We start from the raw sequence: 12,948 nt of genomic DNA, 5'->3' as shown, positions 1-12,948 counted from the left end.
GCGTGAAATTAAATGTCCCCGCCAAAATAGGCAAGTTTTTTGTAACCTAACCTAGATCTGACGCGACTTAGGACTTCATAAGCAATAGTTCCTGCTTTTTCTGCGCCTTCTTGTAGCTTGAGATCAACCTCTTTTCGGTTGTTCATGTAGAAGGCGTGTTTTTCACGTGCCTCCCCAAAACGTTCCAAAATCGCCAAATAAAGCTGTTCCTTGGCTGATCCATAGCCCATTCCAGGCTTGAGATAGGCCTCTCGCAGCTCGGCAGTTTTTTCTGCAGGTGCAATGAGACTGTGTAATTTATAAACGATACAATTGTCAGGATTTTTTGCTTCCTCCATCGGCGTTGCATCCGTTTGGATTTGCATGATCCGTTTCCTGAGTTTTTTGTCGTCTTCAAAGATGTTGATCGTGTTGCCGTAGCTTTTGCTCATTTTCATGAAGTTGCCTTCGGCATCCTTGAAAATTCCCGGCACCGTCTGCACGTTTTCGTCGATGCGGGCTTCCGGAACAACAAAAGTATCCTCCCCGAAACGCGAATTGATGCGTTCGGCAACATCGCGGGTGAATTCCAGATGCTGCAATTGATCCTTGCCAACGGGAACGATATTGGAATCGTACATCAAAATGTCGGCAGCCATGAGCATCGGGTAAAACATCAAGCCCGAAGAAACGCCTTCGAGATGCTCAGACTTGTCTTTGTAGCCATGTGCCAATTGCAACCGGCTGATCGGAAAGAAACAGGTGAGGTACCATGTCAATTCCGTTACCTCGGGAATATCGCTCTGACGGTAAAAAAAGCCGCGTTCGGTATTGAATCCGCAGGCGAGCCATGCTGCGGCAGTAGCATATGTGTTTTCGCTCAGAACTTCCGGATCGTGGATCGTTGTGAGCGAATGAAAATCAGCAATAAAGAAAAACGCCTCGTTTTGAGGATCATCGGCGAGCTTGATCCCGGGTAGGATAGCCCCTAAAATGTTTCCCAAATGTGGAATCCCCGTACTTTGGATTCCCGTCAGTATCCGTGCCATAGCGATTTTTGAAAGAAGGCAAATGTAGTGAAAAGTGACAAGTGAAAAGCGAAAAGTAAAAACGAAGTTGGCAGGCAAAAGAGCGCTGATCCTTGGTGATTGCCTCGCGCAAGCCAACCCTTAAAAGTGGCTGCTTTGCGGCTTTCTATCTGCTGATTGCGGTCAGGTTGCTTGAATTTGTTATGCATGCAGCGTATATTTAGTGCTGAAAAATTGATTGGAGGGAAAATGAAGGTGAATCCGCTTGAAATAGACCCGGTGATCGGCTATGCGATCCCGGTTTTCCTGCTTTCCATCGGGATCGAAATCTTGCTTCGACGCCGTGAGCACCTTGCGCCGTACCAAAGTGGGGATGCCTGGGCCAGTCTGGGCATGGGCGTGGGCAGCGCGATCATCAACATGGGCACCAAAACATTGGCGTTTTTGGCGATGATGTGGCTCTATGAGCATCGGCTATTTGCCATTCCGAATGTCTGGTGGGCTTGGATTTTGTTGTTCTTCATGGAAGACTTCACCTTTTACATTCACCACCGTACTTGCCACGAAATCAGACTGTTTTGGGCAGCCCATGTCAACCATCACTCGAGCCAACAGTACAACCTCGCCATTGCACTTCGCCAAAGTTGGGGCGAACTCTTTCATAAATATTTCTGGTGGATGTGGTTGCCTTTCATTGGATTCCATCCGTTGATGGTGATCACTGCGATGACGATCAGCCTCATCTATCAGTTTTTTCTGCATACCGAGGTGGTTCACAAATTTCCGGCCTTCATCGAATTCATTTTCAATACCCCAAGCCATCACCGTGTGCACCACGCGAAGAATGTGCGTTACCTGGACCGGAATCATGCAGGAATATTGATCATCTGGGACAGACTTCTAGGAACCTTTGAGCCAGAGTTGGATGCGGAAAAGGTGGTGTATGGCATCACAACCGACATTCATACCAACAATCCGCTGGTGATTGCGACCCATGAGTATGCCAACCTCGCCCGTGACGTCGCCAAGGCGCCGACCTTGGGTGCCAAGCTCAAATACATCTTTGCGCCGCCGGGATGGAGTCATGATGGAAGTACGTTGACGGCCAAGCAAATGCGGAAGGAATTGAAAAACGAAGTTCAGCGAAGCTAAAGGAAAATGGAGATTCGACACCGTCTGCCGGCGAAGCTCCTTGAAAATTGAGATCTGCCAAGCATATTTTCGTACCTGGATCAAATTCGAAGAAAGCTGACAGAGAATCGATCCAAAAATGCTGTCAGTACTTGACCAAGAGCTTGCTCGCACATTGCATTCTGTTTTCGACTTTGATGAGGTACATGCCGGCAGGCAGATCCGATAGCTGAATCTGCAGGTGATCAACGGTGAGTTCAAATTGTTGCAGCAATCGCCCATTCAGGTCCAAGAGACTGACTTTTTCTGAATTGCGAGATTCCCAATCCACTGTTACCTGCTGACATGCCGGATTTGGAAAAACCCGTAGGTTCAGGTTGTGAGAGGGTGGCGATTGTGCCGCCACACCGGTAATATGACCCGCCAACCGCGAAAATCCACTTTGGTGACCTTCCAGCATGTCTTGGGATCCATTTGCTTGGGCATCATTGGCGACGACAGCAAATCCTTGGTTGAAAATAGAATCCGGAAGTTGGTAAGTGGTCACATTGCCCACGCCAAAATAATGGGCATATCGATAGCCATCGGTGGTCCCGAAGTAAATGCCATACCCCAAGAGATCGGTTTCGGGATTTGGATCCCACGAAATCGTATGGAATCCATTCCCTGGAAGGTCTGACAGGCCTCCGGGAGGACTCATCGGGGCATTGGTATCTGGCGTGGATGGCCAATTGCCCAAGACGATCTCGCCATGCAGCAAATTGTCGTAGTAGTCCAGGATTTTGGAGAAGATTGTCAAGGAATCATTTGTTCCCCACCAAGTCCCCGTTGCATCCGCGCCGTAGGTCGTGTCACAAATCGCGTTGTATTGGTTGTTTCCCCAGATATTGCAATGGTCGATGGAAAGGTTGGTTGGCTGATAGGTATGGCCGAAATGAATTCCGACGTCATGCAACTTAAAGAGTGAATGGGTGGCATTCAGATACGTAGCTCGGACTCCAGTGCCCGTGCCGTCGCCCAATACCGACGAATTCGTGAAGCCTACATCGTCAAATGCCATGACCGTCGAACCCGTTTTTTCGATCAGGCAATTCGTGAAATCAATGAGTAAGGCCCACTGATTTCCCAAAATTGATCCGCCTACAAAATCGGTATTCACGATATGAGAATTGCTGATGTCGTAGGCTAGGTGGTTTTGTTGGGTGAACCCGAAATTGGAAAATTCAGAATCGGTGATCAAGCAGCCATTGAGAACCCCTCTGACGTAGCTCGATTGAAAAAAGCAATTTTGAAGGGTATCGCTTTGGAAAGAAAGCCCGATCGGCATGCTACTGAAGCCAGCCGTCTGGAAATGACACCCTTGGAGCTGCGACGACAACACTTCCAACGGAATTCCTGCACCCGAAATTGGAATTCCCTTGAGAATACAATCGGTGACGGAAGACGATTCGATTTGAAGCAAGGCGGTACCGCTGCCTTCCACTTGGCTTTCAAGGAGGACATCTTGCAGCCGTGAACCATAGATATGGAAGGTGCCTGCCATAGAACGATTCTGGAAAATTTTGCCATCTGTCAAAGCAGTATTTTCGATCGTGCCAATGTCGGAGCAAGCTCCTTCTATCAGGATTGTATTGGTGCCGCCGCCACTCAATTCGCAGAAGGTCAAGTGGGAATAAGAAAGGTCGGCATCCAGGAAATGCAGGACGTTTTTGGCGCCTGCCCCGTTGAACACAATCGGATGCGCCGCAGTTCCAATGGCTTGAATCCCGCCTTTGAGCAAGATTTCAGTATTTCCACTGAAATTCACCACCACCGAAGAATCAATGGTAAGGGTGAAGCCCGGTGCCATCTGAAAGTCAGACGTGACGGTGTAGGGGCTGCCCGATGCAGGCCAATGCTGGTCGGAAAAATAGGTGCCGCCTACATTGGTTTGAGCAAAAACGAAGAATGGCAGGACAAGGGCGAGCAGAAACAAAACGCAACTTGGAAGGATTTTCATTCGAATTGAACTGAAGTTGGAAATGCAAGCTTGAGCTAGTCAATCTTAGCAATCTTCAGCGAGAAAGTCAAATTGGACGGAATCCGGCGTGCCTTACTCTGTCTTCCTTACCTTAAAACTGTAGGAATGTCCATTTTCTACCACTTGCAGCAGGTATAAACCGCTCACCATGTCGGCGAGGTTGATCTGATTTTCCTGAATCGCACCTGCTTGCAAAACCCTGCCATTCAGGTCCAAAATTTGGAAAGTTGAATAAGGGGCAAGCAATCTGGAAAATCGAATCTCCGACACCGCTGGATTGGGACCGAATTTAAGGTTGGCAAGAAGGTTGGGCTCCTTCATTCCAACGATTCCATTTTTGATCTTGACGCAAAAATTTTCGACATCCCCATCAAAACCGACGGCACAGGGGCCTGCAAGGATGCTCGTGTCAGCCTTCAGGCTCACGCGAAGTCCTGCATAACCCAAAGCGGAATTCAACGGGATATTCAAATTTGCTTCGATCGGATCGACATTGTTGCCCGTTCGCTCAAAAATCAGCTCCTGATTTTCATATTGGCCATTTTGATTGCCATCCAGCCAGATTCGCCACTTCACAAATTGCTGGGTGGTGATTGCAAATTTTCCGGGATACAGGACCATTTGGTATGTGCTATCCCTTACAAAATCAAAACATTCACTGGAGAAGTCCGCAACGCCATTGGTGAACCCGCTCGCCTGCTGTAGTCCCCCGATTTCCAGAAAACGAATCGAATTTTCGCTCACTGCTGCTCCTGCGCCTTGACAGTAACTCAACGTCAGATCGCCAACATTGCAATCTGGCTTCTTCAGGAGCTTTTCGTAGGTCAATGCGTGGAAGTAGGCATCAGCACCTGTGTAAACGTACTGGAAATTGTACATGAAAGTATCTTTGAGTGCAGCTAGATGCGCAATTGCCCTCGCTGTATCACCTGCGTAGGCATGTGCATAAGACAGATCTGTGCGACGAGGCTGCGGCGACGCATGGATCCAGCTTGCATAGGGGCTGCCATCAAAATATTGGTTGATCAAGTCGCGTTGCCTTCTTGAGAGTGCATCGCAGGGATTGTCAACCCCGTTTACCTGGGGTGCGATCGTGGCCGTCACCAATGGGTACCAATTCGTTGCCAGCAAAAGGGTATCAAAGCCTGTCCCGAGATCATGCCAGATATAAGTTGAGTCGGGTGTGTTGGGCAAATTGGTGGATGTGTAGAGCAGTCGCGTCTTGATCGCGTGCCGCACCCGAGCGGATATGTCAAAGTATTTGCTCGCGCGCGCCCTGTCATGGTAAATGAAATGTTCGATTCGGCCAAGAAAATCAAAGCCCCAAAACACCGTGCAATTGTCCATCGTCAAGTTGAATGGATAGGTCGCATGTCCCCAGGTCAAGTCGTTGGGCTGCAACAATGTATCGATGATGTAGTCCATATTTTGTTCAAGATACCCTTTGACCCCAGACTGCCAGAACCAAGTGGTGTCACCGGTGTATTGGTAGAATTCATAAGCCAGGATACAAAACTGCGGTAGCGCAGCATCGCCATAAGCAGGATCCGCCAGCCACGAGCAGCCTACCTGACTTCCCTTCAAATCGGCATTTCCCCCGACTTTGTAGTACCAATGCGAAGCCTCTGGAGTTGGGGTAGGGACAGTGTACGCATCGTAATGTGTTCTAAACCAATTCATAAAACGAAATACCCTGTCCTCTTTGTCGACCCGCGTGCTGCGCAACAAAGTTTGTGCGCAACCCGTCGCAAAGGTGGGTATCACCACCTGGTAATGATCCCCTTGGTAAAAACAGCTGCCAGGTCCCGGTGGCGTGAGTACGATCGCTCCGTCTCCGTTCATCGCAGAGGAGGATTGAATAAAAAGCCTTCGCGCTATCCACGAGGATATGCTGTCAATTTCAACTTGGGATTGATTTTGGGCATCGGCAGACGAAAACAACAACAAGAATACCATCCATGCGGATAGTGTCGGGTAAATCAATGACTTCATAAACATGAATATATGTATTTATTGTCAAAGCATCACAAATCCGTGGCACTTTTTACAATCCCGTTGTTCCCAATCCCATGGAACGAGAAGGGGCTTTCTGCAACACCAATTTGGACTGCGCCCCGTCCTGGGAAGTGACCGCGCGGACACATCTCCGGATTCCCATGATAGGAAGTCGCAACGAATTCCAGTTCCGAGTCTCGACATGGAAAATCGAAAAGACAAACCAGCCTGCAACCATGCTGCTTTTTAAAATTCGTAACCCTACATTGGGTAGCTGAACCGTTCTTGACCCCGTGGCCAGAATTATAGTATGCTTCCAGCCAATTGCCGGGTTGTGGCAATCTGTATGTCGATCAGGCGCTTTTGCACTCCGATCAACTTGCAGAATCATCCCCTCGTTTGTAGCTTGAACAAAAATTTCACACCTGCGAAGCGAAAAAAATGGCCGTCAAGATCAATTTACATACATCGTTTGCTGGGCAAAGCTACTTTGGTGGCAACAATGCTGAACGTTACGAGGAAGATTTTCGCGCCAATGGCATCCCGGTCTTTGAACGCCGGGAAATCATCAGGATCAGCCAGCCGGCCGGGGTCGCTAACTTGGTTTTTGCAACGGTTCCAGCAGGAAAATGTCGCGTTTGCGTGCGCAGCGGTAGCGGTAACCTTATTTGGCGCAGCCCCTTGTTGATAATTTCCACAGGCAACGAGGAATTCAATTTTACAGTTATCTCTGTTCCCGAAGGGGAAACGACATTTTCAGCAGATCAGTTTGAGCGTGAAATTGTGTTGCCCTTTGTTGCTGATATTGAAGGTTTGGACGAGGATTTGGTCATTTCCAAAATTGACGTCGCCATCAAACGGCAACACATCGACATCGACGGTGAGGGCAAATTGGCAAAAGGTTCGGACTGGACCATTTTGGCCAGTGACCTGCAGTTTGACTACGACTTTGAGATCACACCAACCGAGAGCATTGACACTGAGCGTACGGTCAATATCCGGCCGACAAGCAGCCTTTCCCTGAGCATGAGCAATCCAATCACGGGATTTGGGCTGCTTTTCATGCAGGACCAAGTCAATTTCATGCTCAAATCGACCATTCGGAAGATCATCAATGCCCAAATCGCCAGCCAAATTCAAAAGGGAGCGTCAGACGCTTTGGGAGGTGAAGGATCGACAGAGATGGTAACCGCAACCGTTTCATCCTGTGAGATCATTCAAGATGGAACCACAGTATCACAGCCACTTCCGGGTGGAAGCACCTCCGCAATTCCTGTCAACAAACTTAAAATGCTGGTTGACATCAGCCTTCCATCTGAGCTTGTGACCAAGAATATCGCAGGAGGTTCGAAAAAGGGATGCCTTGGCATCGGAATATTTGCAGCCTTGCTATTTGGAGTCCTGTTGTATTTTGGAATGTAATCGACACTAATGAGAAAGCCTTCCCCGCGCGCGCAGGAAAGGCTTTCTCGTTTCTATGGGTTCGAATCGCTTTGAATCGATCCGAGCCGCTTTCGGAAATTTCAGTCCAACAATTCCACCACTTCCACTTCGACGCGGCGGTTTTTGGCACGGCCTTCCTCTGTGCTTTCGTCACCGATCGGCTTGGAGGCGCCGTATCCGGCAGTTTGCATTTGGCGACCAACGACACCTGCTTTCAAGAGCCAGTCACGTACGCGTGCGGCACGGCGCTCGGAAAGTTCCTTTTTGGTACTCAAGTTACCTGTGGCGTCGGTATGTCCGCTGATTTCCACTTTGACTTTGGGATTCGTCTCCAAGAAATACTTCAAGCGGCGCAGTTCAGGCTCTGATTCAGGTTTCAGGTCATAGCTCCCCGTTTCAAACACAATCAGGTTCAAAATCACCTTGCTGCCAACTTTGATCGGCTCCAAAACGGGGTCGATCCGCAATTCCGGACCGCCTGCGAGCAAGCGGTAGTCCAAGTCTTGTCCATAAAACATATAGCCTGGTTGGCTGAACATTACTGAAAATTTACCATCCATCGGCAAGTCCATTTGGTACCAACCGGTGCTTGGGGTGTTTTTCATCTTTTTGACATTGGCCATCGTTTTGTTATCGGTGAGAATGATCTCCGAACTGATCGGTTCACCGGTTGCCGCACTTTTGACCGTACCTTCCAAATATGGCTGACTACGCAGTGCATTGTCATTGTCGTCGCCGGGATCGCCAAAGCGGAAGAACCAAAAGTCATTCCCGAGTTCCTTTTTCAGCGGCAACAGGTCGGCTTTGATGCTTTCTGCGAATCCCAATGCAAGATAGTTACCACCTTCCAGGGCGCGGACGTCATACAGGTATTCAAACTGCTCACCGCCAAAGTTGTACCACCAAATTTTGTTGCCCAAACTGTCGGTACGAACCACCCATCCATCATACAGTCCGTTGTTGCGCTCGACAAATTTGTCCAAGGAATTGCTTGTCCCTACCATGATAAACCCCCCGTCGGGTGTTTGTGAGACTGCATTTGCACCCTCGTTGCGTGCGCCGCCGTAGAGTTTGCTCCATTTCAAATTGCCTTGATCGCTGATGCGAAACATCCAACTGTCGCCTTGGCCGCGGTTGGGGCTGCCTTCGAGGTCGAGGTCATCACTGAAGCTCGTTCCGCAAAGCACGAGGTCACCTGATTTGGTGCGGATAATTTGATGGGTTTCGTCAAAATCGCTGCCACCGTAGGTGCGCTGCCAGACGATGTCAAAGTTTTTGGAGAAACAGACAAGCCAAACATCCTTTTCGCCCAAGGGATCTTTCACATCGCCGTCAATTGAATTGGTCGCGCAAACCGCCAAATACCGGTCTTTTTTGAGCTCCAGCAGATTCAATACGCGTTCGTTGGCGTTTCCACCGAAGGTTTTTTCCATCATGACCTTGCCGCCGCCGTCCAATTTGGCGATCCAAGAATCCAACGCACCGATGTGGTGGGTCATGGAGCCTGTACGCGATCCGCTTTCGCCGCCGATCAGGTAGCCGCCATCGCTCGTTTCCACTACGGCAAGTCCTTGGTCGTTGCCGACGCCGCCAAAGCACTTGGTCCATTGGATTTTGCCAAATCGATCCACCTTGGCTAGGATAAAGTCCATTTTACCATGGTTTTCGACAGCATCTCCGTCCAAGCTTTCTGTGGTGCCGATGATGATCACGCCGCCATCGCTCGTGGGCTTCATTTCGGAGAATTGCTCTGTTTTGGAACCTCCAACCAAGGTTTTCCAGATTACCTGCCCCTCGGCACTTACCCGGCAGACCACGATATCTGCCTTGTCGACGGAATGATTTCCTTTACCAAGGCCATCGGTCGACGCCGTTGTTCCCGCCAAAATAAAACAATTGTGGTCCGTCGGAATCATGCGCATACCGTTGTCATAGCCGGAACCGCCAATTGCCTTTTGCCAGAAAATCTTCTGGGCAGGTAGCCCGGAAAATGTCGTCAGAACGACCGCCAAAAGGTAAACAATCTGTTTTTGAAGCTTCATGCGCGCTAGTTTTCAATTGAATCCACAAACTTACTTCAACCCGCCGAAACAGCGATGACCGTTAATTGTGGAAAAGCGTGTCAACTGTACAATTCTGACGAATGCGAAATCCATCATGAACAACTTTGCCACACGATTGAATTCAGTTCGGGGTGCTGAATACTTCAGGTGATTTTGCTAGTTTTGCGCCCATGTCGCGCTACTTTTCCTCTGATTTCATGCTGGGTATTTTGGGCGGAGGCCAACTCGGCAAAATGCTCCTTCAAGACCTTTCAAGGATGGACATTCGCACAGCAGTGTTGGATCCATCGAGTTTTTCTCCTTGCAAGGGCAGGGCAGAAGTGTTTGAAGTGGGTGATCTCAAGGATTTTGAGTCGGTTTACCGATTTGGGAAGCTTGTGGATGTGCTCACCATCGAAATTGAACACGTCAATATTCTTGCCTTGGAACGGCTGGAGCAGGAGGGAACCAAGGTCTATCCCAAGCCCAGCACGCTCCGCATTATCCAAGACAAACGACTGCAAAAGCAATTTTATCAACGCAACCAAATCCCCACGAGTGCCTTTTATACTTACGATTCGAAGGCTGATCTCCTGAAAGGCGGGATGAAGTTTCCTTGTGTGCAAAAGGCTGCCAAGGAAGGGTACGATGGTCACGGTGTAAATATCCTGAGGAGTCAGCAAGATATCGAGGCATTGCCCGAGGGTCCCGGCCTGATCGAGGAGTTCGTAAGTGGAATTCGCGAAATTTCGGTGATTGTGGCCCGTCGCCCTAACGGTCAGATGATCGCTTACCCCTCAGTGGAGATGGAATTTCATCCGACGGCCAACCTTGTCGAGTTTCTTTTCAGCCCGTCGACGCTTTCGAGAGAAATGGAAACCGAGGCAAGGGAAATCGCTTTTCGGGTCGCCGAAGGTTTGGATTTGGTGGGTATCCTCGCAGTGGAGATGTTTGTGACGCCTGCTGGGGAAATTCTGGTGAATGAATCCGCTCCTCGTCCCCACAACAGCGGACATCACACTATTGAGAGTAATTATACCTCTCAGTATGAGCAACATATACGTGCCATCCTCGACCTTCCCTTTTGCTCCGTAACGCCGCGCAGCGCCGCCGTGATGGTCAATCTTCTCGGCGAACCGGGAGAAACCGGCTACGTGGAATACCTTGGAATTCAGGAAGTTTTGGCCATCGAAGGTGTTTACGTCCATATTTACGGCAAAAAACAAACGCGCCCATTTCGGAAAATGGGCCATATCACGATCATCGCAGACGACCTAAAAACTGCCAAGGAAAAGGCAGTTTTCGTCAAGAACACTTTAAAAGCAGTCTCATGCAAAACCCGCAAGTAGGTATTATCATGGGCAGCACCTCGGACCTCAAGGTCATGCGGGAAGCTGCCGACATCCTCGACGATTTCGGAATTCCTTTCGAACTCACCATTGTTTCAGCCCATCGCACGCCAGAGCGCTTGATGGATTATGCAGGTTCGGCGGCATCGCGTGGCCTCAAAGTCATCATTGCAGGTGCGGGCGGCGCGGCGCATTTGCCGGGAATGGTGGCTGCTGTGACGCCGCTTCCAGTTATCGGCGTGCCTGTAAAAGCCGTGATGTCCATTGATGGATGGGATTCCATCCTGTCGATTTTGCAGATGCCTGCTGGCATTCCAGTGGCGACTGTGGCTTTGAACGGTGCAAGAAATGCTGGAATCCTTGCCACGCAGATCATTGGTGCGAGCAATCCCGCAGTGCTGGACAAGATTGTCGCCTACAAAGAAACGTTGCGCAAAAAGGTGATTGAAAGCGCGGAAGCGCTGAATATCAAAGGTTACGAAAAGTTTCTTGACCAAGAGTAGGTTGCTCATTTCAAGAACAATTTGACACAAGGCAGGACAGAGGTGCAGGATTCACTCCATTGCACCTTTGCTTTTTTGCGTTGAGCAAATTCCTGTGGGGAAATATGAAGAATTTCCTAAATTGTGCCTGCTTGGAGTGGTCAATGGTCCATTCCGGGTACCAATTACCCCTAAAACTTAGAAAACCAGTATGTTTGGAACGGAAATCATCGAAGTCGGCATCGGTCTGGCATTCGCCTATTTCGCGATCAGCATTATATGTTCCGGGATTGTGGAGCTTGGCGTCAAGTTGAGCAAACTTCGGGCAAAGCACATGAAAATGGCACTCGGTAGGCTGCTTGATGACAAGCACTACAATGGTTTTGTTGCCGAATTGTACAAGCACCATTTGATCAGTTCGCCGCTGAAAGACAAGTTGGGAGACCCGACATCGATCACTTCGCGCAACTTTGCAAGTGCTGTGTTGGAGATTTTGGGTAAAAACGATTCGCTTTCAGACGAAGAACAATTCAAACTGATCGAAGCGCGGATCAAAACCATCAAGGACCCTGCGACCAGGGAACGATTGTTGGCTATTTTACACAGCAGCGCCAATCATTTTGACACCCTGCGCGCGAAAATCGAAACATGGTTCAACGATTCGATGGAAGGGGTGACCGAGTGGTACCGCCAACGGATGCGCACTTGGGTGACGATCGTGTCGTTGGTCGTTGTAGGTGTCATGAACGCCGATACCGTGAAAATGACAACGATGTTCTGGAACGACGATGAATTGCGTTCGGCAACGGTGCAGGCGGCACAAGGATATTCCAATTCGCTGGAGTCAAGGATGAGTGCGCCGGCAGTTCCAGCACCGGTGACCACGGTTCAAACCACGGATACGCTTCAGGGGTTGAATGGGGACTCGATTGTTGTTTCCACCAAGACAGTCGCCTCGGCCGATTCTTTGCAAACACTCAACGACTTGATTTCGATCAAAACCACGTTGGATACCTTGTATAAGGATATCAACGCTACGAAAGTATTGCCAATCGGCTGGTCGAGTGAAATCCTGCCGGGGAGTCCGGGTTGGGATTCCAAAAGTAGCGGGTTTTCATGGTGGTTAATGAAGGTCATTGGCTTGATTCTTACGGTGGGGGCAGTGTCCCTGGGTTCGACTTATTGGTACAAGCAGCTTCAAAGCCTCCTGAGGTTGCGCTTTGGTAAACAGGAGCCGCAGCCAACGCCAGCGCCTGATCCGGTGCCGCCAACGACGGCTCCCGCACCGAAGTCTTCGCCCAAAAATGAAGCGAATTCCCCATCAGAGGAGCCTCCTGTAGAGGACGAATCGACTGATGCGGAAGCTGATGAAACCGAAGGCGAGAATGTGGATAGTCCTGAAGGGGAGGAGAATACATCGGATAACCCGGATGATGGCGGGAACTCCTGATCATTACACATTTTGAAAACGCAAAAAGC

9 protein-coding genes are annotated in these 12,948 nt (G+C 49.5%); 5 read left to right on the top strand and 4 right to left on the bottom strand.

All coding sequences use genetic code 11. The features are described 5' to 3' along the window. Window positions 1–8: 8 nt before the first annotated feature. Entirely contained in the window at window positions 9–1,028 is a 1,020-nt protein-coding gene (gene trpS, locus IPN95_03445) for a tryptophan--tRNA ligase (protein ID MBK9448470.1), read from the bottom strand. Between the two features lie 228 nt (window positions 1,029–1,256). On the opposite strand from trpS, the gene IPN95_03440 reads away from it, so the two are divergent. Next, window positions 1,257–2,159 (top strand): sterol desaturase family protein, encoded by a 903-nt coding sequence (locus tag IPN95_03440; protein MBK9448469.1) that lies wholly within the window; start codon window positions 1,257–1,259, stop codon window positions 2,157–2,159. A gap of 124 nt (window positions 2,160–2,283) precedes the next feature. Here IPN95_03440 and IPN95_03435 read toward each other — a convergent pair whose 3' ends face one another. Then, window positions 2,284–4,137 carry a T9SS type A sorting domain-containing protein gene (locus IPN95_03435; GenBank protein ID MBK9448468.1) on the bottom strand — a complete coding sequence of 618 codons (1,854 nt, stop codon included), beginning with the start codon at window positions 4,135–4,137 and terminating at the stop codon, window positions 2,284–2,286. A 93-nt stretch (window positions 4,138–4,230) separates the two neighbouring features. Next, entirely contained in the window at window positions 4,231–6,150 is a 1,920-nt protein-coding gene (locus IPN95_03430) for a T9SS type A sorting domain-containing protein (GenBank protein MBK9448467.1), read from the bottom strand. A gap of 444 nt (window positions 6,151–6,594) precedes the next feature. Between IPN95_03430 and IPN95_03425 the strand changes: the two genes are divergently transcribed. Continuing rightward, window positions 6,595–7,575 (top strand): hypothetical protein, encoded by a 981-nt coding sequence (locus IPN95_03425; GenBank protein ID MBK9448466.1) that lies wholly within the window; start codon window positions 6,595–6,597, stop codon window positions 7,573–7,575. A 101-nt stretch (window positions 7,576–7,676) separates the two neighbouring features. On the opposite strand, the gene IPN95_03420 is transcribed toward IPN95_03425, so the two are convergent. After that, entirely contained in the window at window positions 7,677–9,638 is a 1,962-nt protein-coding gene (locus tag IPN95_03420; protein MBK9448465.1) for an OmpA family protein, read from the bottom strand. A 191-nt stretch (window positions 9,639–9,829) separates the two neighbouring features. Between IPN95_03420 and IPN95_03415 the strand changes: the two genes are divergently transcribed. The 3 genes from IPN95_03415 to IPN95_03405 all read left to right on the top strand — a co-directional run bounded on the left by IPN95_03415 (window position 9,830) and on the right by IPN95_03405 (window position 12,919). Then, on the top strand, window positions 9,830–10,987 hold the full coding sequence (locus IPN95_03415; protein MBK9448464.1) for a 5-(carboxyamino)imidazole ribonucleotide synthase: 1,158 nt from the start codon (window positions 9,830–9,832) through the stop codon (window positions 10,985–10,987). Then, window positions 10,969–11,490, top strand: a complete 522-nt coding sequence (purE, locus tag IPN95_03410; GenBank protein ID MBK9448463.1) for a 5-(carboxyamino)imidazole ribonucleotide mutase — start codon at window positions 10,969–10,971, stop codon at window positions 11,488–11,490. The genes IPN95_03415 and purE overlap by 19 nt, the downstream gene beginning before the upstream one ends. Window positions 11,491–11,680: 190 nt before the next feature. Then, entirely contained in the window at window positions 11,681–12,919 is a 1,239-nt protein-coding gene (locus IPN95_03405; protein ID MBK9448462.1) for a hypothetical protein, read from the top strand. Window positions 12,920–12,948 lie beyond the last annotated feature (29 nt).

It is taken from the genome of Bacteroidota bacterium (assembly GCA_016718825.1).
In the GTDB taxonomy this organism is placed as follows: Bacteria; Bacteroidota; Bacteroidia; order J057; family JADKCL01; genus JADKCL01.
Note: the sequence above shows the minus strand (reverse complement) of the source record. Positions and strands in the feature narration are given on the sequence as shown.

Bases quoted from the DNA above. Each gene is read 5' to 3' on its own strand.
- trpS (MBK9448470.1), bottom strand. From the start codon at position 1,028: ATGGCACGGATACTGACGGGAATCCAAAGTACGGGGATTCCACATTTG.
- purE (MBK9448463.1), top strand. From the start codon at position 10,969: ATGCAAAACCCGCAAGTAGGTATTATCATGGGCAGCACCTCGGACCTC.
- IPN95_03430 (MBK9448467.1), bottom strand. From the start codon at position 6,150: ATGAAGTCATTGATTTACCCGACACTATCCGCATGGATGGTATTCTTG.
- IPN95_03425 (MBK9448466.1), top strand. From the start codon at position 6,595: ATGGCCGTCAAGATCAATTTACATACATCGTTTGCTGGGCAAAGCTAC.
- IPN95_03420 (MBK9448465.1), bottom strand. From the start codon at position 9,638: ATGAAGCTTCAAAAACAGATTGTTTACCTTTTGGCGGTCGTTCTGACG.
- IPN95_03405 (MBK9448462.1), top strand. From the start codon at position 11,681: ATGTTTGGAACGGAAATCATCGAAGTCGGCATCGGTCTGGCATTCGCC.
- IPN95_03415 (MBK9448464.1), top strand. From the start codon at position 9,830: ATGTCGCGCTACTTTTCCTCTGATTTCATGCTGGGTATTTTGGGCGGA.
- IPN95_03435 (MBK9448468.1), bottom strand. From the start codon at position 4,137: ATGAAAATCCTTCCAAGTTGCGTTTTGTTTCTGCTCGCCCTTGTCCTG.
- IPN95_03440 (MBK9448469.1), top strand. From the start codon at position 1,257: ATGAAGGTGAATCCGCTTGAAATAGACCCGGTGATCGGCTATGCGATC.